The organism is Micromonospora sp. NPDC005203, from assembly GCF_042872705.1.
Taxonomy (GTDB): domain Bacteria; phylum Actinomycetota; class Actinomycetes; order Mycobacteriales; family Micromonosporaceae; genus Micromonospora.
The window spans coordinates 118,133-138,123 of sequence record NZ_JBIAKV010000012.1 but is presented as its reverse complement, the minus strand read 5'-3'; the positions used below and the strand labels follow the sequence as shown (position 1 = coordinate 138,123).

Sequence of the window (19,991 nt, the reverse complement as noted above, 5' to 3'; positions counted from 1 at the left end):
CCGACCCCGCCCACACCGATCACCGAGACGAGGACAGCATGACAGCTCTGCGGGACATCACCAGGCGCGTCACCATCATCACGACGGCCCTGATCGTCGGGCTGACCGCGTCGTACGCTCCGTCGCAGGCCGCCGAGGACGAGGCCCGCACCACGGTCACCGACCACCCCGGTGCGCCGGGGACGGTGCTGCAACGGTTCGAGGATCTGACCGGCCGGCCCGTCGGCGACCTGGACGCGGTGCTGGCCGTCGACGCCGGCGGCCGCGATCTCACCGACGACCAGCTTACGGCGCTCGTGGCCGGCGAGCGGGTGGACGGCGCCACGGTCGTGGGCACGATGCCGGGCGGCCGGGACATCCTCGGCACGACCATGGCCGACCTCGCCGACGGCGCGTACGACGGCCGGGGTGACGGCACGACGGCGACGTCGCTACTGTTCGCCTCGTCCGCGCCCGACGGCCGGGAGTGGTGCCTGACCATGTGCGTCGCCTCGGGCAAGAGCATCTGGGAGTGCATCCTGTTGCGTCGCGGCACCGACCAGATCCTCACCCTCGACCTGGCCGGTGACACCACGGTGGGCGGGACGGTGGCGGCCTTCGAGAAGGTCAACGGGGTCGCCGTCGACGGGCCGTACAGCGTGGACACGTTGGTCGGCGACGGTGATCCCACGGCGGGAGAGATCGAGATGCTTCTTGACGGCAAGGACGTCGACACGCTGCGCCGGGTGGCGACGGTGGACGCACCGGACCCCGGGTGGGCGTTGGCCGATCTCGCCGACAAGTCCGGCGTACCGTACGTGAAGAAGACGAAGCTCCACATCTTCACCCTCGGGCTTCCCGTCCTCGGGAAGATCGTCGTGGTCTGCGTCTCCCACAACAACGGCAGGACCTGGAAGTGCGAGGCCCACCGGTGGGGTGGGTTCTAGCGGGTACGCCACCGACGGGTCAGCTCTCGATCACCGTCCGGACCTGGTACGTCAGGCCCGGACGGTGGCGGGTCCGGCCGACCGTGCCGGCGGATCGTCAGGTCGTCGCGGGTCACCCGGAGACAGTGGTGCAGTGCCGCCTTCGCATCGCCCAGCAAAGGCCATGTCGGCAAGTGTTCCTTACCCGCCGGGCCAAGGTGAGGGCGCCGGCTGCACGAGCGGCACGCCTGGTGCACGGCACCGCCACGCTCACTGCCGTTGTCGCAACGGGCGGAAGTAGTGTCGGACCGCGTAGCGGGAAACCTCCGCGCCGAGTTTCGCACCCTCGACGTCGGCGGTGCGGAAGTGGACGCCACCCCAGACCCGCGCGCCGATCAGCTCGTCGAGTGCCTGCGAGAAGCTGCTGAAGTGCCGGGTCGTGCCGGAGTCGACGCTGGATCCGCTGAACGCGACGTCGTCCCGGCCGAAGAAGTACCGGTACAGCGACATCCGCGCGCCGGTGCCGCAGGCGTGGCCGGAGGGGTACTCCGGGAAGGGGGGCGTGCCGAGCAACGACTGCCAGCCCGGGTCGGCGGACGTCCGCGGGTTGCCGTCCGTGTCGGCCAGGTGGATCGCGCTGACCGGACGCCAGTAGCTCCAGAAGTCCTTCTGGTTGAAGCACGCCACCCCGGAGTCGGCCACGATGAGGTCGGTCATCGCGAAGAAGCGCGCGGTGTGCAGGGCGTCCAACCGTTGGGTGGTGGCGAGTTGTCGCTTGATCTCCCAGGAGGCGGACCGCCGGTCGTGCCACCAGATCGCGGCCTCGGTCTGGTCCTGGGTGCGCACCGTGCTCGTCGCACCGCCGACTTCCCGCACCTCGTTGAGGTCGTGGGCGTAGGCGCTGCTGGTCAGTCGAGGCGGCGCGGGGGTGCGGATCGTCGAGGCGTGCGGGAGGAGAAACGGTCGCATGTGCCCGGTCCAGGCACCCTGCGACAGGAACAGCGGCGGCGTGGGTCGCCACCGGCCGGGCACCGTCCCGGTGCGCCACTGCTGATCCCCGAACGCGCCGTCGCCCTGCCGGGCAGCCACCATCGAGGCCGCTGCTCGCGCCCCCACCGCCACGCCGCCCTGCTTCGACCGCCCGTCGGGAATCGCGACGATAGCCGCGTCGTACTGCGCCCGAAGCCGCTCCTGCTGGGCGGGAAAGAGGGCAGCGAGTACGTCGTGGGCGGCGGTGGCGACGGCGGCGTCCGCCGAGTCTGTCCCTCTTGAGGGCGGTGCGACGAGATACGGCTGGTACGGGGTGCCGGCGATTGCGTTGAGCGCGTCGTAGACGGCTCCGCTCACCATGGCGAAGCTGCGCACCTGCTCGTTCGGCTGCTGGGCCGCGACGTCCCAGATCGCCGTCTGGGCGTTGAGGTCCCAGGTGACCACCGGGTTGACCGGGCCGCTGTCGGAGAGCGCGGCTGCGGCGCTCGATGCCGGCGCGGTCAGCGTGGCGGCGACCAGCGAGCCGAGCGCGATGGCAGCGGGAATGACGCGTGACCGGATCGCCAGGCGTGCAGGGGTGCGGCTCAGCATGATCTCCCCGTCGGTAGGTCGGCGAGGCGTGCTGTCGACAGCACCCGGCGCGCGATCGGGAATCGACGGCTACCAAAATAGCATTGCCGAGCTTCGATGTGTGATCAGCTCGCCCGGTGTGCGCGGCCAGCCGGAAATCGACGAATGGGATCGTGTCCCCGTCGAGCACGCCACGAGCGTGTCGCCGTCCGGCCGTACCACCCCGAAGCGAAGGTCAGACATCCGGAACGGCTGACCGGGCACTATCGTGCTGACGTGCACATCCACTTCGACGTCCCCGCCGATCCCGCCTACCCGGGCCGGGTGGCCGCTGCGCTCAGCCGGGTACGCCTGCGCAGGTACGGCATCATCGGCGCAGTGCTGGTGGCGGTCGGGGCGATCGGCCTCGCCGTCTCGCGCGGCTCCGACCGGGCCGACCAGATCTCGCCGCTGTGCGTGACCCTGGTCGTGGCCGGCCTGCTGTCGATGCTGTACTCGCCGTGGGTGCGGTGGCGCGCCCGGCGACGCTCCAGCGGTTACGCGGTCGAGGGTGCCTACGACATCACCGACAACAACATCATGATGCGCAGTGGCTCGCAGTCCAGCGGCATCGCCTGGGATGGGGTAACCCAGGTGAAGGCCACCCCCGAGTTCTGGATCGTGTTCGTCGGGCGGATGCCGGCGACAGTCATCCCACGTCGCCTGATGTCCGCCGAGGACGACGAGACGCTGCGGGCCCACCTGGCCACACGTGATTTGCTCCAGTAACCAACCGGCACGGCCGTCGGCCCGGATCGGGTTCTGCGGGGCGTCAGGGGGTGAAGGCGCGGCGGTAGGCGGTGGGCGTGGTGGCGAAGGCTCGCCGGAAATGGGCGCGCAGGTTGGTGGCGGTGCCCAGCCCGGTTCGTCTGGCGACCTCGTCGATCGTGATGTCGTCGCCTTCCAGCAGCCCGCAGGCCGCGCGTAGGCGTTGCTCGGTCAGCCAGGCCTGCGGGCTCAGCCCGAACCGGTGTCGGAAGTTGCGGTGCAGCGTGCGGGTCGACTGAAGGCCCTGCCGGGCAAGGTCCGCGACGGTGATCGGCAGGTGCAGGTTGGCGGTCGCCCAGGTGGTGACGGCGGCCATCTCGGCGTCGTCAACGCTTGCGTGGGCGGGGACGAACTGCGCCTGACCGCCGGCCCGGTGCAACGGTGTGACCATGAGACGGGCGCGCTCGATGGCCACGTGCTGGCCGTGGTCCCGGCCCACCAGATAGAGGCACAGGTCGAGGCCCGCCGCCAGCCCGGCGCTGGTCAGCACCTGTCCCTCGTCGACGTACAGCGCATTGGCGTCGACGGTGACCTCCGGATGCTCGCGGGCCAGCGCCTCGGCGTGCATCCAGTGGGTGGTCGCCCGCCGGCCGTCGAGCAGGCCGGACTGGGCCAGTGCGAACGCGCCGGTGCAGATCGAGGCGATGCGGGCGCCACGCCGGTACGCGTCGCGCAGGGCGTCGAGGGCCTGAGCCGGCGCGGGTCCTCGGCGGAAACCGGGAACGATCACGGTGTCGGCGTCGGTGAGGGCGTCGATCGTGGCATCGACGGTCAGGCCCAGCCCGCCGGTGGTGGTGGGGACCGTGCCGCCGTCCGGCGAGCAGACGGTGGTCGCGTACCGGCCCTGGCCTTCGTGGCCGAAGACGTGTGTCGCGATGGTCAGGTCGAAGGCGACGACGGGTGGCAGGGCCAGTACGGCGACCCGGTGCGTGGCCGATTGCTTGTGCACAGTGGCGAGGATGCCACTCGTAGTCCACCGTGGCAGACGGGATTCTCGTCGGATGCGGATAGAGATCGTGGTGTTCGACGGGTTCGACGAGTTGGACGTGTTCGGCCCCTTCGAGGTGCTGGCGATCGCCGGGTTCGCGGTCGAGCTGGTCGCGGTCGAGCGGCCCGGCCCGGTGGTCAGCATGCGGGGCGTCCACCTGCAGGTGCCCGCGGTGCTGGGGCGGCCCGACGGTGTGATCGTGCCGGGCGGAGGGTGGCTGAACCGGGCCGCCGCTGGTGCCTGGGCGCAGGCGCAGCACGGCGTACTCCCCGCCCGCCTGGCCGCGCTGGCTCCCTCGACCCGCTGGATGGCGTCGGTCTGCACCGGCGGTCTGTTGCTGGCGGCCGCCGGCCTGCTGGGCCAGCGGCAGGCGACCACCAACCGCAACGCGTACGAGGAGTTGCGCTCCTACGGCGTCGACGTCGTCGACGAGCGGGTCGTCGACGACGGGGACCGCATCACCGCGGGTGCGCTCGCGGCGGGGCTGGACCTGGCCCTGTGGATCACGGAACGAGAGCTCGACGCGGGCACCGCTGACCGCGTCGCGGCCACCATCGAGTACGCGCGTCCGGCTCCCACCTGGCTCGCGCCCGCGAGGTAGACGGAGTGAGGTAGCCGCCGCCTCCGTCAGGCGTGCCGGCTCGGATCTTCGTCCGCCGCAGACGCGTGGCGGGGTGGTGCCGCAGGCGGCTCCCGGTGCGTGCCGGTGATCCCGGCCGCCTGTTCGCGCGCCCGGTTGAGGATGGCCTCCGCCTCCCGTCGGGCGTCGGTCACGACGCCCTCTGCTTCGCGCCGCGCCTCGGTCCGGTGGTCGTGGGCCTGCCGCTCGGCGAGTCTGAGGATCTGCTCGACCCGGTCGCCCAGGCCGCTGAGGGTTGGTCGCCGCTGGAGGTCCAGCAGTAGCTGGTCCGTGACGACCGGAGTCCCGGTGCCCGTCTCGGCGGCAACCTCGTCGCGGTCGACCAGGCCGTCCTCGACGAGATCGGACTCCGTGGTGCCCACGAGGGACAGCACGACGCCGAGCCCGGCGACCACGATGCCGGACCACGTGGCGGCCGGCCCGAGGGACGGGCCGACCGCAACGCCGACACCGAGCCCGAAGAGGGCGGCGGCGGTCCTGGCTGGCTTACGCACGAGTCCTCCTCGGATGTCACGGGTGTGGGCTCCGCTTCCAGCATGACGAAAGAGTCAAGTAGGCCGATGCGCGCCAGACCTGGATCGAGGACGGGAGGTGGAACTGTCGCGACGTCGGTCGATCGGCTCCGCAGTCGCGGTGGCGACCGGAACCATTCCGGGAGCGCGGGTCGGGTGTTCCGGACAGCCTCGGACAAGGCCGTGAGCAGCCCGGACAGGTACGTGGGTGTCCGGGACAGTCATCGGCGTAGCGGCCACCCCGGTAGGGCCAATACGCTGCGTTTCGATCAGCCAGGACGCCGGCCGATCGAGATTGGGTGACGAGTTCCGCCCACCGGTGGGCACCTCAAGCAGGTCCGACGATCAGTGCACGCTGTCGCCAGTCGCACCGGCGGCACAAACGGCTCAAAGGGAGAGTTCATGCGAATCCGTCGTGTCTTCTACGCAGTGGCGATCGGAGCCGCGCTGGCAGTCAGCGGGGTGGCCGCGCCAGCTCAGGCCAGCGAGAAGCCGGTCGTCTCGGAGTCCATCCTGCAGACCCTCGGTTGGGGCCACGGCTAGCCGCGTCGTGGCACCGCCCCCGACCAGCACGGGGGCGCATTAGGCCAGTCCCGAACAGGCGATTGAGACCCCCGGTGACCGACCCGAGTTGGTCACCGGGGGGCCGTGCGGTACGCGCCGCCGTTGCGAGTCCGGCGGTGGGGCCGCAGTGGCAGGCGGGAGTTGGCCGTCGCGCCGCCCTCACGTGTTTGTGTCAGAATCGGTGCCCGCACTGCCAGGCGGCGGGTGATACGACGGTGGTCGCGCACATCGCCCGGCACTGACTCCGGACGACCTTGCGGGGGCAAGCAATGTCCGACCACCCGGAACCCGATCCGGCTACCGCGGGCAGCCACGCCGAATACGTGGCGCTGCTCCGGCAATTTCGCGAACAATCCGAGCTGACCTACCGGCAGCTACAGCGGCGCGCCGAATCGAACGGTCGCTCCCTGCCGTCCAGCACTCTGCACGACATGCTCGGCCGCGACACGTTGCCCCGACAGGAGTTGGTGGTGGCGCTGTTGGCCGCGGCCGGCGCCGATGATCGGGAGATTTCCCGCTGGGTCGACGCCCGGCGGGCTCTGCTGCTCGGCCAACAGCCCAGCGGCGGGCGAGCGGGGTCCGCGGTGGAAACCGGTGCCGCCCCGAGTGGGAACGACGAGGCAGCGTCGCCGAATCCCCGCCGACCGCGCCGGTGGTTGCTGAGCGTCGGCCTCGTCACGGTCGCTGCCGCTGTCACCATCGTGGTCAGCCTCAACGCTGCCCACCTGAGCGGCCGGGACGACGCGTCGCCGCCACGGCCGCCGCAGGTGGAGTCGTCGAGCGGCGTCGGATCGAAACCACCGGACAACGGCTTCTACCGGATCCGTGCCGCGCACTCCGGTCACTGTCTCTCCGAACGCCCCGACCGGGAGGACGGTGCCGTCTATCAGGTTGATTGCGGCCAGGTTTTCGTCGACCGGGCCCTGGACCGGACCGACGGGGGGTACCTGATCCGGACCTTCCACCCGCGGGAGGGTCCCGGTTGCATGGGTGTCCAGGATGCCAGCATGGCGATCGGTGGTGTCGTCTCCGACGACTTCTGCACTGAGCCCGATGCCAAGGAGTTCACCCTGGAGCCGGTCAGCGCGCCGCTGTCCGGATTCCGGATCCGGCCCACCCACTCCGGTCTCTGTCTCGGCGTGCTGGGAGCGTCCACCCGCAGGTGGGCGCCGATCCGGCAGGAGGCGTGCGACCGCAACGGCTCCGGTCAGGTCTTCCGCTTCGAGCCGGCCCTGCCCGCGGCGCCCGACGGCTGATCAGCGCCTCGGGCTCATGCTCATGGTCGCGAGGGTCTCCGGTCGGGTCGCGAGGATGCGGTGGCGGCGCACCGGGTACAGGATGGGGCGGGAGATGCTCCAGGCCGCGCCCGCGCAGACGACCTCCTTGTAGCGGGCCGCCAGGCTGCCCTTGAGCAGGGCGGGCCGCGCCCGGTCGTCGGCGGTCACGTACTGGATGATGCCGTCGCGGCGGCCGAGGCTGATGCACTGGTTGAAGTAGCGCAGCGGGGCCTTCGGGATCTTCGTCCGACCGGTCAGGCGGGTGGCGATGGCGTCGGCGGCCTGCCAGGCCATCGGGATTCCCGAGGCGCAGGACATCCGCAGTGGTTTCCCGCCCGGTCCCTCGGCGACGGCGGCGTCGCCGACGGCGTACACGTCGGGGTGGGAGACCGACCGCATCGTGGCGTCGACGACGATCTGCCCGGTGTCCTCGACCGTCAGGGTCGTGGCGGCGGCGATGGCGTGGACGGCGAAGCCGGCCGTCCACACGGTCACCTGGGCCGGGAGCACCCGGCCGGCGCCGGTGACCGCGCTGGTGGCGTCGACCCGGGCGATGTCGGTGTGCTCGTGAACGGTGATGCCGAGCCGGTCGCAGACCCCGCGCAGGTGCTGCCGCGCCTTCGCGGTGAGCCAGTCACCGAGAGCGCCTCGGGCGGCGAGCGCGACGTCGAGGTCCGGGCGGGCCTCCGCGATCTCGGTGACCGCTTCCAGGCCGGTGAGGCCGCCGCCGACGACGAGCACTGTCGCGCCGGCCGGGAGTTGGGCCAGGCGGTCGCGCATACGCGCCGCCGACGGCCTGCCGGCGAGGTCGTACGCGTGCTCGGCGACACCGGGGACGCCGTGGTCCGCGCTGGTGCTGCCGAGGGCGTAGACGAGCGTGTCGTACGCGATCTCGTCGGTGCCGTGCTCGGCGCCGAGCGCGACGGTCCTGCGGTCGACGTCGACGGCGGTGACCCGGGCCACCCGGACCTCGACGCCGGTGCCCGCGTAGATGTCGGTCAGCGGTCGGCGCCTGAGGTGCTGACCGGTGGCGAGTTGGTGCATACGGACCCGCTCGACGAAGTCGTCGTCGGCGTTGACGATGGTGATCTGCGTGTCGTCGCGGTGCAGCCGCCGGGCGAGACGCCCGGCCGCGATGGCTCCGGCGTATCCAGCCCCGAGGACGACGATCCGGTGCTTCATGGTGTCACTCCTGTCTCGGTGAGGGTCGCTTCCTGAACCGGACAGCGTCCCGATTCCTGACAGGAGTCGGCTGAGAGCTGGGTCACCAGACGTGCAGCAGGGGCTCCCCGTGCGCGGAGGTGGACCAGTGGCGGGTGGCGCGTACGAGCTTGTCGGGGTTGACCTGGACGTGCAGGGCCGCGACGCCGTCGGGCGTCACCCGCACCGACATGACCCCGACGACCTGTTCGTCGAGCACGACGACCAGCGCCGGACCGCCGTTGACGACCTCGGCGTAGAGGGCGGGGCTGCCGCCCACGATGTCCCGCTTGGCGGTGCTGGGCGCGAACAGCCCACGCAGGAACCTGGCCACCGCCAGCGCGCCGACGACGGGTGTGGTCCGGGCCGGGATCTTGCCGCCGCCGTCGCCGATGCTCGTCGCGTCGTCGGTGAGGAGCGTGACCAACCGCTGGGTCTCGCCGTTGGCGGCCGCCGCGAGGAACTCCTCGACGATTCGGCGCGCGGTGGCAAGGTCGACCTCGGCGCGGGCGCGGTCGCCGGTGACGTGCTGCTTGGCCCGCCGGTAGATCTGCTGGCAGTTCGACTCGCTGACGCCGAGCATGTCGGCGATCTCCGCGTGTGCGTAGCCGAAGGCCTCGCGGAGCACGTACACCGCGCGCTCCTTGGCCGACAGCCGCTCCAGCAGGGTGAGCACCGCCATGGAGACCGACTCGCGCTGCTCGGCGGTGTCGAGTGGGCCGAGCATCCGGTCCCCAGCCAGGACCGGTTCGGGCAGCCAGGTGCCCACGTACGTCTCGCGTCGGGCCCGCGCCGAGGTGAGTTGGTTGAGGCACACGTTGGTGAGCGCCTTCGTCAGCCAGGCCTCGGGCGTCTCGACGCGCTGCCGGTCGGCGGCCTGCCAGCGCAGGAACGTGTCCTGCACCGCGTCCTCGGCGTCACTTGCCGAGCCCAGCAGCCGATAGGCGATCGCCCCCAGGCGAGCCCTGGCGCGTTCGAAGAGCTCGACCTCGTCCAGACTGAGCGGCATGGCTCGATAGTTAACCACGTCCGGTTGCCCGGCCAGTCCTGGTCGGCGGACGGGCGAGCGTGACGGCCACCGCCGTCAGGCAGATCACGGCAGCGGCGACGAGCGGTGGGCGACCGCCGACGTGGACGGCCGCCGACCCGAGGGGGATGGCCAGCACGAGTGGGCCGAACATCGCGGTGTTCGCCGTTGCGGACACCCGGCCCAGCAGCTCCGACGGCGTGTGTGTCTGCACGGCCGTCACCGCCGCGACCAGGGTCCAGGGCAGGCCGACGCCGGCGACCACCGCGCCGGCGACCGTGACCGGCCACCACGGCAGGCCACGCGCCAGGCAACCGACGGCGAACAGCACGGTCCCGGCCAGGCCGACCGCACCCGGACCCCGGCCGGCCAGGAGCCTGCCGACGATCAGGCCGCCGATGACGGAACCGCCGCCCTGCGCGCTTGTCAGCACCCCCAGGAACGTCGTCGGGAGACGGAGGTCGGTGGTCACGATCGTGTAGATCGCCGCGGTCGTGAAGCCGGACATGGCGATCGACACGGCGGCGAGCACGATTGGCACGGCCGTCGCCCGCTGTCCGAACAGGGCCGACAATCCGGTACGCAGGCCCGGACGCCGCCGCCTCGGCTGGACCGGTGGCCTCCGGTTGAGGCGCACCGCCGGGTACAGGATGGCGACCAGGACCGGCGCGCACGCGCTGAGGACGACGACCGCGTGGCCACCGTGCCAGGCGTAGAGGCCCGCCCCGGCCAGGGGAGCGACGAGTTTTATGCCCTCCCCCGCGCTGGAGCGCCACCCGTTGACGTCGCCGAGTTCGGTGGGTGACAGCGCGGACGGCAGCAGCGCCGTCTCGCCCGCGTCGATGAGCACGTAGCTGACGCCGTAGACGGCGGAGACGGCGAAGATCAGCCACGTCTGCCCCGGCCCGCGTACCGCGAACAGGGCCAGCAGGGCGCTAGCCAACACGAGGTTGACCGCGATGACCAGCGGCCGTCGGGGTGCGGTGTCGAGCAGGCCGCCCAGCCACGGGCCGGCGAGCACCGGGGCGTACACGCACAGCCCGGTCAGGGCCGCGAGGCCGGTGGAGCCGGTCAGGTCCAGGGTCCAGATGCCGGACACCAGGGACATGGCGCTGCTGCCGAAGCCGGACAGCAGTGAGATCGCCACGAACAGTCCGGCGTTGCGCCGCATGAGCCCCCCAGGTTGAGTCGGGATGACTCATCCTTTGGCCTTGAGGCTTGTCGGCGCAACGTTGACGTCGTACGTCAACGTGGCATTGACAACGCCGCGTCGAGCGCCGCCGCCGCGGCTCGGGCGGGTACCGGCAGCCGGTCGCCTGCTTCGGCGAGGTCGGCGACGAGGGGCGGGGCCAGCGCGTACAGCGACCCCGGGGCGGCGTCCAGGGCGGCGTCCACCGTGCTGCGCACGAGCGCCGCTCGACGGAATCGGGCGTTCCACCGTCGGTCCGCCGCGATCCATCGCTCAAGCTCGGCCACGGCGGCGCGCAGTGCCGCGATCTGTGCCGGGTAGCCGAGGTCGCGGTGCTTCTGCCGCGACCTCCGCGCCACCACCAGGCGCTGCCGGCGCTGCTCTGCGGCCTGCCGGCTGCCGAGGCCCAACGCCTGCGCCACCTGCGCCCACGTCGCGCCGTCGTGCCGCGCCCGGTCGATCAGGTCCAGCTCCCGCTCGTCCAGGTGGGCGCGGGCGACCTGGACGTCCGCCAACTGCGCCAACTCCGACGTCATCTGTCAACGTTACATTGACAGCAGAGGTGGCGGCGCGCGCACCATGAACACATCCACCCGGTCCTCGGCCGTCAGCGTGAATCCGTGCCGCTCGTAGAGCCGCCGGGCCGGACTGCCCCGCAACACGTTCAGCCGGACCAGGGTGCCGTCGCGGTCGCACCGGTCCAGCACTTCGCGCAACACGGCCGTGCCGAGGCCGCTGCCCTGCACGCGCGGGGACAGGTAGAAGTGCTCCAACCAGTGGGCGTCGTCCGCCGGGCGCAGCGCCACGCAGCCGGCGAACGCCCCACCCACCTCGACAACCCAGGTGTACGCCGGAACGAAGCCGTCCCGCAGGCGCTGCCGTACGCGCTGTTCGTCGTAGCGCCCGAGCCGCTCCAGATCCGCCCGCAGCACCACGGCACGCAGCTCGGCCACGGCGTCGACGTCCGCCAGCGAGGCCGGTCGCAGTTCCCACTCCACCATGATCACCACGCTATCGCTGCCCGCGGGTGCGATCATCGCCCCCGCAGCATGGACCACCTGCACTCTCAGCTCGCCACCGCGGTCACCGTGCCTCGGCCGCCGTGCCCGACGCGATCGTGGCGCCCGGCGTCGACCTCGCCGCACACGGGCAGTCCGACACCCCGCCCGCCCTGCTCGACGCAGCTCGGCGACGTCGCTGCGTCGAGCAGGGCACGGTGCCGCTGGTCAATTAGGATGAGGCTCATGAGCGCTGAGGCCGTCGGCATGCACATGCCCGCCATCGTGACGCTCGACGACCTGGCGGCGATGAACGCCGCCGACCCGAACGGCCACCGCTACGAGACCAGCCCCGAGGGGGTTCTGTCGGTCATGCCGCCCCCCGACTCGGACCACGCCATGATCGCCAGTCGCCTCTTCGCCTGGCTGATCATGGCTGGCTGGCCCGCCGAGCAGGTCCTCCAGGCGGCCGGTCTGCGCATCTCCGGGCCGGACGGCCACGGCGGTCGCATCCCCGACCTCAGCGTGTGGCGCACGCCGCCGACCCGCAGCGTCTGGGCCGCGGTCGACGACGTCGTACTCGTGGTGGAGATCGTTCCGCCGGGATCGGAGGCGATGGCCTCGGTGACGAAGGTCCGCGAGTACGCGTCAGCGGGGATCCCGCGGTACTGGGTGGTGGACCGGGACGGCGCGCAGACTGTCGCCCTGCATCGGATGGGCGGAGACGGCAGCTACGAGGAGCGGGCCCGGATGCCGTTGGCGTGGCTGCTGCAGACGGCTCCCGCCGACCATCTCGACTGAAGATCGCCGCCGGGTGGCAGCGCCCGTCGTATCGTTCCGGGATGACGCACCCGGTGTGGGCGGACGGTGACGCGTACGAGGCGTACGTCGGCGCGGCGCCGGGGTACCTCACGACGTTGGCCGAGCCGGCGCGGGACGCTCTGCGGGAGGCGCTGGCGGCCCGCCCTCCGGTCGAGCCAGACGGCTCGGTCCACCTCGGCGCGCGGGCCTGGGCCGTTCCGGGTGTCGCGGCCAACTAGCAACCGCGACTCACGTTTCCGCAGCTCAGTGGGGGTCCCTGTCGTGCACCGGACAAGACGGTAGGGCCTTTTGCGGAGCACTGTTGGGGCAGGTGCCGACTCCGCTGGGGGCGCCCTCAGCGGGTTCGTCCTCACCGGGACAAGGACGTCATCACCGCCGACACCGCCGCATGGCCGCGTCGCCTGGGCCGGTGCTCCGCCTTCCCTTTCCGCACCTGTGTGCGTCCCGTCGGTCCGGCGTCGCCCAGCGCGCCCGGACCTGACGATCTATCTCAGAGAGGCACCTCCATGGCCGCTCCCACCGCAACCGCGAGCCTGAACGCGTCGACCTACCCGCCCGGCGCCCAGATGCTGCTGACCGTCACCTACTCCGACGCTGACACCAAGCCGCTGACCGTCACCATCGTGGTGACCGACGCGCAGGGCAACAGCAGCGCGCCCGTCAAGGTCACCGCGGTCATCGACCCGCTCACCCTGACCGTCACCGACAACTCCGGGCGGACCTGGACCCGGGTCTCCGACAACGGCGCGGTCGCCGTCTACCGGGCGGTGGCGTGATGCCCCGCGTCACCGTGCAGGTGCGCGACGCCGCCGGCAACACCGCGACGGCCAGCGCCGACTACACAGTGGGTGGCCAGCCGGTCCTCGGCGGCTACTACCTCTCCGGGGGCGCCGACCCGACCGCGGACATGGCCGGCGGCAACTTCCGCTCGCTGACCCAGTACCGCAGCTTCGCCGACGGCTACACCTTCCCCGGCTACAACCGGCCCTGGCTGATCACGCTGGGCCGGGAGGGGATCCAGATGAACATGGTCCTGGAGCTGAAGCACTACGGCGCCCCGGACACCGGCCCGCAGACCTTCACCGTGGACGGCACCACCTACACCGTGCCCGCGCCGTCGATGACCATCCAGCAGCGCCCCGGCACGACCTGGCCGAAGGCGTACGGGTACGGCCAGGTGGTCAGCGGTCAGTGTGACGGGTTGTTCGCCCGCGCGCTGGCGCAGTATCGGACGCTCGGCTTCGGCGTGAACATCCAACTCGCGTCCGAGTTGGACACCGACCACGAGTTCGGCACCACCGAGGGCGGTGTCGGGTACACCTGGGCGCAGTCCGACGCCCGCGCGGTGCAGGCGATCAACTACATCCTCACCTGGTTCAAGGCGCGCACGCTGCCCGGCGGCACGACCTTCTCGGTCGGGATCGCCGGCTTCGACCGAGCCTGCTTCCAGCGCGTCCACCCCGAGTCGTTGATGACCCGGCTGGACTTCCTCCAGTGGAACGTCTACGGCACCAACGCCAGCCACACCGCGCTGGCCCGGTTCCGCCGTACCAAGGACTGGGCGGTCGCCGACCTCGGTCCGGTGGCGCTGTCCCGCCCGGTGCTCATCGCCGAGTGGGGGGTGCGGGTGGCTGAGATCCCCAACCAGGCCGCCTGGATCGCCACCGTGCCAGCAGCCGTCGCCCAGCTCAACGCCGAGCGTGGGCCGTTGATCGCCCGCACCAACTACTTCAACTCCGGGTGGGGCACGCTGACGCCGAAGGCGACCGGGCTGGCCGCCCTGGCGGCGGCCTACGCCACCCCGCCGTACGTCTGAGTCAGCGGCTGACGACCCGGTCGGTGCGACCACCGACCGGGTCCGAGTGGGGGACCTATGCTCGGATCATGGAACTGCGGATCTTCACCGAACCCCAGCAGGGCGCCAGCTACGACCAACTGCTCGCTGTCGCCCGCTGCGCCGAGGACGCCGGCTACGGCGCGTTCTTCCGGTCCGACCACTACCTGAGGATGGGTGACGGGACCGGGGATCCTGGCCCCACCGACGCGTGGACCACGCTGGCCGGCCTGGCCCGGGACACCAGTCGGATCCGGCTCGGCACGTTGATGACCGCCGCCACCTTCCGGCTGCCCGGCCCGCTGGCGATCACCGTGGCGCAGGTCGACCAGATGAGCGGCGGCCGCGTGGAGTTGGGCATCGGCACCGGCTGGTACGCCGAGGAGCACACCGCGTACGGCATTCCGTTTCCGCCACTGGCCGAGCGGTTCGACCGGCTGGAGGAGCAGCTCGCGGTGATCACCGGGCTGTGGTCCACACCGCCGGGGGAGCGGTACGAGTACGCCGGCAGGTACTACCCGGTCCGGGACTCACCCGCACTGCCGAAGCCCGTGCAGCAGCCGCGCCCACCGATCCTGCTCGGCGGCACGGGCCCGAAGCGCACCCCCGCGCTGGCCGCCCGCTACGCCGACGAGTTCAACCTGCCGTTCGCCTCGGTGCCGGACACGGCGGCACAGTTCGACCGGGTCCGCGCGGCGTGCGCGGAGATCGGCCGGGACCCGGCCGAGCTGGTCTGGTCCAACGCGCTGGTGCTCTGCTGCGGGCGCGACGACGCCGAGGTGGCGCGTCGGGCCGCCGCGATCGGCCGCGAACCGGACGAGCTGCGGGCCAACGGCCTGGCCGGCACGCCCAGCGAGGTGCTGGACACCATCGGCCGGTACGCGGAGATCGGCAGCGAGCGGCTCTACCTCCAGGTGCTGGACCTTGGCGACCTGGCGCACCTCGAACTCGTCGCCAACGAGGTGATGGCGAAGCTCTGAGCCAACGGGTCACCGTGGGGATGCTGCTCGCGGTTCAGGCGCGGCGATGGGCGCCCACGCCCGTCCCGGACATGTTCGCGTCCCTCAGCACGGTGTCCAGCCGTCCGTCCCGGTCACTGTCCACATAGGTGATGTCGGGAATCCCGTCGCCGTCCACATCGATCTGGACGACATCGGCGACGCCGTCGCCGTCCAGGTCGGTGACCACCTCCACCGAGCCGTCCAGGTGCCGGGTCACGATCGACTGTGGCCCGGCACCGGGCGCGCGCGGCGCCGGGCCGGGTGCCGGCACCGGCGTCGGGGCCGGCGCGGGCGCCGGGGTGGGCCGGGGACCGGGCGTGGGCGCCGGATGGCTGGGCAACCCGCTGGCCGACGGCGCGCTGGCCTGCTCGACGCCGCTGCCGGTCGGGTCCAGCTCCTCCTCGGAGGGATACACATCGCCCCGTGGGGCCGGATCACGGTAGCTGCTCATGGGCGTAGGGTTCCCCGGCGATGACGAGAACAACCGTGCCCGATCGACCGGTGTCCCCGGTGGGCGGTTTGGCGGAAGATGCTGGAACCGACGCCACGGTCATGAACGGGGGTCCGAGCGTGGAACTGCGCCGGAATCGGGGGGCCCGTGCGCTCGCTCTGGTGTGCGTACTCGGTGGGGTGCTGCTCTTGGTCTATCCCAGCCACGGCGCCCTGCTACGGACGATCATCGCGGGTGGTGCCGTCGCGCTCGGCGTCGTGGCGCTGGCCAGCGCGCTGCGGCCGTTCCGATTCGGGATCGGCCCCGACGGGCTCAGCATCCGACGACCCGGCCTGCGCCGGGACATCCCGTGGGCCGAGGTCGACACGTTGGTGCTCGACGAGCCGCCCCGCCGCGACGGCTACCGGAAAGCGCCGCGACTGCTGCTGGTGCCCGTGCCAGGGGTGCCGCTGGAGCCGGTGACCGCCCGCCACCCACTCGACGGCCGCCCCGCCATCGAGCTGCTCGTCCTCGACCAGGTCCGCGAGCAGCCCGACCAGGTGGCCGGCGCGCTCCGGCAATACGCGGGCGACCGTTTCGTCGACCTGCTGGCGCTGCGCCGGGCCGCCTTCGCCGACCCGGACCTCCCGGTGGGCCTGCGGGGCTACCAGATGGACCGGGTCGACCGGTTGATCCGACGCGGCCAGGACGCCCTGGTGTCCGGGGACGCGCCGACCCGGCAGGCGGCCCGGGGTGAGATCGAACGCGCCGGCGCGGCCGGGCTGCCGATCGCCCAGCGTGGCTACCACACGTTCCAGACGGATACGGTTCTGGTCGCCCTCGTCGCCGCGTTGGCCGACCACCCGTCCACCGATCGGGAGACCGCTACATGATCGCGCACGGACAGCACGCCACTGCGAGCACCGCGGCCGACGTTCCGCGCCGCAACTGGGCCGGCAACGTGCGGTACGCCGCGCGGGCGTTCCACCGACCGACCTCCACCGACGAGTTGCGCCGACTGGTCGCCGGCAGCACCCGGATCCGGGCGGTGGGCAGCGGGCACTCCTTCAACCGCCTCGGCGACACCGACGGTGACCTGGTCACCCTCGCCGGGCTGCCCCCGGTCGTCGAGGTGGACCGCGAGCGCGGGCAGGTCACGGTGAGCGGGGCGATGCGCTACGGCGACCTCGCCCGACACCTGCACACCCAGGGGTACGCGCTGGCCAACCTCGCCTCGTTGCCACACATCTCGGTGGCCGGTGCGGTGGCCACCGCCACCCACGGTTCCGGTCAGGCGCACGGCAACCTGGCCACCGCGGTCGCCGGCCTGGAGTTGGTCACCGCCGACGGCGACCTGCTGCGGGTCGACCGCGAGACCGACCCGGACACGTTCGCCGGCATGGTGGTCGGTCTCGGCGCGCTCGGCCTGGTCACCAGGGTCACCCTGGACGTGGTGCCGGCCTTCGAGCTGCGCCAGTACGTGTCGCTCGACCTCGACCGGGAGGCGTTGGACGAGGCGCTCGGCTCGGCGTACAGCGTGAGTGTCTTCACCGACTGGCGGGCACCCCGACTGCGTGAGGTGTGGCGCAAGCAGGTGGCCGACCAGCCGCCGCCCCCGGCGGACTGGCTCGGCACGACAGCCGCCACCGAGCCACGACACCCGGTGCTCGGCATGCCAGCGGAGAACTGCACCCCGCAGCTCGGCGAACCGGGTCCGTGGCACGAGCGGCTGCCGCACTTCAAGCTCGGCTTCACCCCGAGTAGCGGCGACGAGTTGCAGTCCGAGTACCACGTGCCGCGTCCGGCGGCGGCCGACGCGCTCGCCGCGCTGGACGAGGTGGCGCACCTGATCGCACCGGTGCTGCTGGTCTGCGAACTGCGGACCGTGGCGGCGGACGAGCTGTGGCTCAGCCCGAACCACCAGCGGGACAGCTTCGTCGTGCACTTCACCTGGATTGACGACACCGCGGCCGTACTGCCGGTGGTGGCCGCGGTGGAGGAGCGCCTGGCACCGTTCGCGCCGCGCCCACACTGGGGCAAGGTCTTCGTCACCGACCCGGCCGAGCTGGCCGACCGCTACCCGCGCCATGCCGACTTCGCCGCCCTGCTGCCCCACCTGGACCCAACCGGCAAGTTCCGCACGGCCCTCCTAGACCGCCACTTTCCCCGCTGACCCTGCCCCCGCCCGACCCCCGCAGACCCCCGCCCGACCCCTCCGCCGACCCCCGTTGATCATGGGGTTATTGCCGCCCTGCCCGTGTCGTGACAACAACTCCATGATCAACGGGGTTGGTCGGGGGTCGGGGTGGCCGGGGTGCGCAGGGTGCTGCGTTGGACGGCTCGGCTGATGTCGCTGGGGGAGACGATTCCGGTTAGGTGACCGTCTTCGCTCACCACCAGGGCGCGGCCGTCGGCGCACTCGCTGAGCCGGGGGAGCAGGTCGTTGAGCTGCTCGCCGGGCTGCGCGAGGACCAACTGGTCGGCCCGGCAGGCCACCTCGGCAAGCGTGGTCGCCCCCCGCCGCTCGGCCGGCACGCCGCGTACCCGGTCGACGGTGACCAGGCCGATCGGCCGGCCCTCCTCGGTGAGGGGCAGCGCCGAATGCCGGTACGCGAACAGGTAGTGGTCGACGAAGTCGGCGACCGTCATCTCCGCCGAGGCGGTCTGCGGGTGCGGCGTCATGACGTCACCCACCCGGACCCCGCGTAGGGCGCTGCCGGTGCGGGCCTGCCGTTCCTCGGTCCCGGCGGCCCCGATCAGGAACCAACCGATCAGGGCCAGCCAGAGCCCGCCGAAGCCGACTCCGGACAGGAACTGCCACAGCCCCAGGCCGATCAACAGGACGCCCAGCACCCAGCCCGCCCGCGCGGCGACCACCGACGCTCTGGTCCGGTCACCGGTGGCCTTCCACACCGCGGCGCGCAACAGCCGGCCGCCGTCCAGGGGCGCGGCCGGCAGCACATTGAAGATGGCCAGCAGCACGTTGATGCCGGCCAGCCACGCCACCGCCCCGAAGAGCAGCCCGTCCTGCCCGGCCAGCGCGAGCAGCGCGGCGATCGCGCCGAAGAATGCCCCGAGCAGCAGGCTGACCAGGGGGCCGACCCCCGCGATGCGCAGCTCCGCGCCCGGGTCGCGCGGCTCGCCCCGCAGCTCGGCCACGCCGCCGAACAGCCACAGCGTGATGCCGTCGACGGTCAGCCCGTTGCGCTTGGCCACCACCGCGTGCGACACCTCGTGGGCGAGCAGGCCGACGAAGAAGACCACCGCCGCGGCCAGCCCGGCGAGGGTGTACGCCACGGACGAGCGATCGGGGTACGAGCGGGGAAACTGATTGGCGGCCAGACCCCACGCGATCAACGCGAAGATGACCAGAACGCTCCAGTTGACTCCGACCGGCACTCCCGCGATCCGACCAAGTCGGAAACTGGCCCTCATCCCACCGAGATACCCCAGGTGGACCCACCCATGCCAGCCCCGGCTGAGCCGGGACAGGCGACGCTGTCGTAGTCCCTGCCTGAGTATGCAACGGGTAGGGTGAGAGTATGACTCGCCGCATCACCATCAGCCTGCCCGATGACGTGGCCGCGTACGTGGAGCGCACGCAGGGCAACACGTCAGGCTTCATCACCGGGATCCTGCGCCGGAAAATGCGTGCCGACAGTCTTCGCGCCCGTTGGGCGCAGCTCGGCTACGTGGTGACCGACGAGGACATCGAACGGACCCGGTCGCACCTTGCCGCACGAGCGCCGATCACCGACGAACAGCACGCCCGCAACGCCGAATGGCTGCGCCAGTTCGACCAGGACGGGACTGCCGCCGCGTGAACGGCCTTGTCCTGGACACGTCCGCCCTCCTCGCCTACGCCTCGGGCACGAGCATCGAGCCGGGAGCGATCCTGACCCTCGCGGAGGAGGACCCGGACCAGGTGGTCTGGATTCCCGCGCTCTGCCTGGGCCAGGCTCAATTGGAGGTGGCTGGGACGCCAGCGGTCCACCTGCTCGACCTGCTGCTCAGTGAGGAGCGGGACATCAACGTCGCGGTCTACGACGCGCCGACCAGTCGGCGGGTGGCCCGGATCGCCGCGCGGTTCGATGTGCCGCTGGACGTCGCCCACGCCGTGGCGACCGCCGTCCTGTACCGCTGCTACCTGGTCACCCGCGACCCAAAGAGGGTGGCCCCCGCGGCGCCGCCCGATCTGGAGATCCTCGACATCTCGCTGGGCTGGGGCTGAAGCGCC

General features: G+C 71.8%; 25 protein-coding genes. 15 read left to right on the top strand and 10 right to left on the bottom strand.

Annotated elements, in window-relative coordinates:
• Window positions 1-38 precede the first annotated feature (38 nt).
• Complete coding sequence (locus ACFYPM_RS24500; protein ID WP_387201149.1) at window positions 39-926, top strand: hypothetical protein; 888 nt, start codon at window positions 39-41, stop codon at window positions 924-926.
• Between the two features lie 249 nt (window positions 927-1,175).
• On the opposite strand, the gene ACFYPM_RS24495 is transcribed toward ACFYPM_RS24500, so the two are convergent.
• Complete coding sequence (locus tag ACFYPM_RS24495) at window positions 1,176-2,486, bottom strand: vanadium-dependent haloperoxidase (protein WP_387201146.1); 1,311 nt, start codon at window positions 2,484-2,486, stop codon at window positions 1,176-1,178.
• Between the two features lie 255 nt (window positions 2,487-2,741).
• On the opposite strand from ACFYPM_RS24495, the gene ACFYPM_RS24490 reads away from it, so the two are divergent.
• Complete coding sequence (locus tag ACFYPM_RS24490; protein WP_387201143.1) at window positions 2,742-3,233, top strand: YcxB family protein; 492 nt, start codon at window positions 2,742-2,744, stop codon at window positions 3,231-3,233.
• A 43-nt stretch (window positions 3,234-3,276) separates the two neighbouring features.
• Here ACFYPM_RS24490 and ACFYPM_RS24485 read toward each other — a convergent pair whose 3' ends face one another.
• Window positions 3,277-4,221, bottom strand: a complete 945-nt coding sequence (locus ACFYPM_RS24485; RefSeq protein WP_387201140.1) for a GlxA family transcriptional regulator — start codon at window positions 4,219-4,221, stop codon at window positions 3,277-3,279.
• A gap of 52 nt (window positions 4,222-4,273) precedes the next feature.
• Between ACFYPM_RS24485 and ACFYPM_RS24480 the strand changes: the two genes are divergently transcribed.
• The gene (locus ACFYPM_RS24480) at window positions 4,274-4,861 is read left to right on the top strand and encodes a DJ-1/PfpI family protein (protein ID WP_387201136.1); all 588 of its coding nucleotides are present in this window, start codon (window positions 4,274-4,276) and stop codon (window positions 4,859-4,861) included.
• Window positions 4,862-4,887: 26 nt separating this feature from the next.
• Here ACFYPM_RS24480 and ACFYPM_RS24475 read toward each other — a convergent pair whose 3' ends face one another.
• Complete coding sequence (locus tag ACFYPM_RS24475) at window positions 4,888-5,394, bottom strand: DivIVA domain-containing protein (RefSeq protein WP_387201133.1); 507 nt, start codon at window positions 5,392-5,394, stop codon at window positions 4,888-4,890.
• Window positions 5,395-5,814: 420 nt separating this feature from the next.
• Between ACFYPM_RS24475 and ACFYPM_RS24470 the strand changes: the two genes are divergently transcribed.
• Window positions 5,815-5,955, top strand: coding sequence for a hypothetical protein (locus tag ACFYPM_RS24470; protein WP_387201131.1), 141 nt, complete (start codon window positions 5,815-5,817; stop codon window positions 5,953-5,955).
• Between the two features lie 290 nt (window positions 5,956-6,245).
• The gene (locus ACFYPM_RS24465) at window positions 6,246-7,232 is read left to right on the top strand and encodes an RICIN domain-containing protein (protein WP_387201128.1); all 987 of its coding nucleotides are present in this window, start codon (window positions 6,246-6,248) and stop codon (window positions 7,230-7,232) included.
• On the opposite strand, the gene ACFYPM_RS24460 is transcribed toward ACFYPM_RS24465, so the two are convergent.
• The 5 genes from ACFYPM_RS24460 to ACFYPM_RS24440 form a co-directional block, all read right to left on the bottom strand.
• Window positions 7,233-8,435, bottom strand: a complete 1,203-nt coding sequence (locus ACFYPM_RS24460; RefSeq protein ID WP_387201126.1) for an NAD(P)/FAD-dependent oxidoreductase — start codon at window positions 8,433-8,435, stop codon at window positions 7,233-7,235.
• Window positions 8,436-8,517: 82 nt separating this feature from the next.
• Window positions 8,518-9,462, bottom strand: coding sequence for an RNA polymerase sigma-70 factor (locus tag ACFYPM_RS24455; RefSeq protein ID WP_387201124.1), 945 nt, complete (start codon window positions 9,460-9,462; stop codon window positions 8,518-8,520).
• Between the two features lie 10 nt (window positions 9,463-9,472).
• Window positions 9,473-10,651, bottom strand: coding sequence for an MFS transporter (locus ACFYPM_RS24450; protein ID WP_387201121.1), 1,179 nt, complete (start codon window positions 10,649-10,651; stop codon window positions 9,473-9,475).
• 74 nt (window positions 10,652-10,725) lie between these two features.
• Window positions 10,726-11,205 carry a hypothetical protein gene (locus ACFYPM_RS24445; RefSeq protein ID WP_387201118.1) on the bottom strand — a complete coding sequence of 160 codons (480 nt, stop codon included), beginning with the start codon at window positions 11,203-11,205 and terminating at the stop codon, window positions 10,726-10,728.
• A gap of 9 nt (window positions 11,206-11,214) precedes the next feature.
• Window positions 11,215-11,706, bottom strand: coding sequence for a GNAT family N-acetyltransferase (locus tag ACFYPM_RS24440; protein WP_387201115.1), 492 nt, complete (start codon window positions 11,704-11,706; stop codon window positions 11,215-11,217).
• 65 nt (window positions 11,707-11,771) lie between these two features.
• Between ACFYPM_RS24440 and ACFYPM_RS24435 the strand changes: the two genes are divergently transcribed.
• The 6 genes from ACFYPM_RS24435 (at window position 11,772) to ACFYPM_RS24410 (ending at window position 15,303) form a co-directional block, all read left to right on the top strand.
• The gene (locus tag ACFYPM_RS24435; RefSeq protein WP_387201112.1) at window positions 11,772-11,903 is read left to right on the top strand and encodes a hypothetical protein; all 132 of its coding nucleotides are present in this window, start codon (window positions 11,772-11,774) and stop codon (window positions 11,901-11,903) included.
• Window positions 11,904-11,913: 10 nt separating this feature from the next.
• Window positions 11,914-12,468 carry a Uma2 family endonuclease gene (locus tag ACFYPM_RS24430; RefSeq protein ID WP_387201109.1) on the top strand — a complete coding sequence of 185 codons (555 nt, stop codon included), beginning with the start codon at window positions 11,914-11,916 and terminating at the stop codon, window positions 12,466-12,468.
• Window positions 12,469-12,509: 41 nt separating this feature from the next.
• On the top strand, window positions 12,510-12,707 hold the full coding sequence (locus ACFYPM_RS24425) for a hypothetical protein (protein WP_387201106.1): 198 nt from the start codon (window positions 12,510-12,512) through the stop codon (window positions 12,705-12,707).
• 288 nt (window positions 12,708-12,995) lie between these two features.
• The gene (locus ACFYPM_RS24420) at window positions 12,996-13,265 is read left to right on the top strand and encodes a hypothetical protein (protein ID WP_387201103.1); all 270 of its coding nucleotides are present in this window, start codon (window positions 12,996-12,998) and stop codon (window positions 13,263-13,265) included.
• Complete coding sequence (locus ACFYPM_RS24415) at window positions 13,265-14,305, top strand: hypothetical protein (RefSeq protein ID WP_387201101.1); 1,041 nt, start codon at window positions 13,265-13,267, stop codon at window positions 14,303-14,305. The genes ACFYPM_RS24420 and ACFYPM_RS24415 overlap by 1 nt, the downstream gene beginning before the upstream one ends.
• A gap of 68 nt (window positions 14,306-14,373) precedes the next feature.
• Window positions 14,374-15,303, top strand: coding sequence for an LLM class F420-dependent oxidoreductase (locus ACFYPM_RS24410; protein WP_387201098.1), 930 nt, complete (start codon window positions 14,374-14,376; stop codon window positions 15,301-15,303).
• A gap of 34 nt (window positions 15,304-15,337) precedes the next feature.
• Here the strand turns inward: ACFYPM_RS24410 and ACFYPM_RS24405 are convergent, their stop codons facing one another.
• Window positions 15,338-15,775: a hypothetical protein gene (locus ACFYPM_RS24405; protein ID WP_387201095.1), complete on the bottom strand. Its 438-nt coding sequence runs from the start codon at window positions 15,773-15,775 to the stop codon at window positions 15,338-15,340.
• 101 nt (window positions 15,776-15,876) lie between these two features.
• Here ACFYPM_RS24405 and ACFYPM_RS24400 point away from each other — a divergent pair, with 101 nt between their 5' ends.
• Both ACFYPM_RS24400 and ACFYPM_RS24395 read left to right on the top strand, forming a co-directional pair.
• Window positions 15,877-16,647 carry a hypothetical protein gene (locus tag ACFYPM_RS24400; RefSeq protein WP_387201093.1) on the top strand — a complete coding sequence of 257 codons (771 nt, stop codon included), beginning with the start codon at window positions 15,877-15,879 and terminating at the stop codon, window positions 16,645-16,647.
• On the top strand, window positions 16,644-17,927 hold the full coding sequence (locus ACFYPM_RS24395) for an FAD-binding protein (protein WP_387201091.1): 1,284 nt from the start codon (window positions 16,644-16,646) through the stop codon (window positions 17,925-17,927). The genes ACFYPM_RS24400 and ACFYPM_RS24395 overlap by 4 nt, the downstream gene beginning before the upstream one ends.
• 107 nt (window positions 17,928-18,034) lie before the next feature.
• Here the strand turns inward: ACFYPM_RS24395 and ACFYPM_RS24390 are convergent, their stop codons facing one another.
• Window positions 18,035-19,189 carry a site-2 protease family protein gene (locus tag ACFYPM_RS24390; RefSeq protein WP_387201089.1) on the bottom strand — a complete coding sequence of 385 codons (1,155 nt, stop codon included), beginning with the start codon at window positions 19,187-19,189 and terminating at the stop codon, window positions 18,035-18,037.
• Between the two features lie 107 nt (window positions 19,190-19,296).
• Here ACFYPM_RS24390 and ACFYPM_RS24385 point away from each other — a divergent pair, with 107 nt between their 5' ends.
• Both ACFYPM_RS24385 and ACFYPM_RS24380 read left to right on the top strand, forming a co-directional pair.
• Window positions 19,297-19,578, top strand: a complete 282-nt coding sequence (locus tag ACFYPM_RS24385; protein ID WP_357379161.1) for a hypothetical protein — start codon at window positions 19,297-19,299, stop codon at window positions 19,576-19,578.
• Window positions 19,575-19,985 carry a type II toxin-antitoxin system VapC family toxin gene (locus ACFYPM_RS24380; protein WP_387201085.1) on the top strand — a complete coding sequence of 137 codons (411 nt, stop codon included), beginning with the start codon at window positions 19,575-19,577 and terminating at the stop codon, window positions 19,983-19,985. Before ACFYPM_RS24385 ends, ACFYPM_RS24380 begins: the two co-directional genes overlap by 4 nt.
• The last annotated feature ends 6 nt before the right edge of the window (window positions 19,986-19,991 follow it).